Below are 516 nucleotides of genomic sequence, written 5' to 3' on the forward strand. Positions count from 1 at the left end.
CATGCCCTGTTCGCGCAGATGCTTGGCGAACTCGACGATCAGGATCGCATTCTTGGCCGCCAGGCCGATCAGCATGACGAAGCCGATCTGCGAATAGACGTCCATCTGCATGCCGCGCAGCCAGATCGCCAGCAACGCTCCGAACAAGGCGGTCGGCACCGACAGGATGACCATGAACGGCATCGACCAGCTTTCATACTGCGCGGCCAGGATCAGGAAGACGAAGACGATGGCGAGCGCGAAGACGAAGATCGCGACCGAACCTGCCTTCAGCTCCTGGAAGGTGATGCCTGTCCATTCGAAGCCGAAGTCGTTCGGCAGCGCGGTGGCCGCCGCTCTCTGCATCGCCTCGATCGCCTGACCCGAAGAGAAGCCGGGCGCGGCGCTGCCGTTCATCGGCATCAAATAGCGGCGGCGCTGCCGCTGTGCGCGGCGGCCGGCATGCGCCGCCGCGCGAATTCCACCAGGTGCTCGCCTGACAGCGCCTTGCTGTAGAACCAGCCTTGCACGATGATC

1 protein-coding gene is annotated in these 516 nt (G+C 63.8%); it reads right to left on the bottom strand.

What is annotated here, in order from left to right; translation table 11 throughout:
* On the bottom strand, positions 1-501 hold a 501-nt coding region (locus DC522_RS34135), incomplete at its 3' end, for an efflux RND transporter permease subunit (RefSeq protein ID WP_371681181.1).
* Positions 502-516 lie beyond the last annotated feature (15 nt).

This window comes from Microvirga sp. KLBC 81 (assembly GCF_003075415.1).
Classification (GTDB): domain Bacteria; phylum Pseudomonadota; class Alphaproteobacteria; order Rhizobiales; family Beijerinckiaceae; genus Microvirga.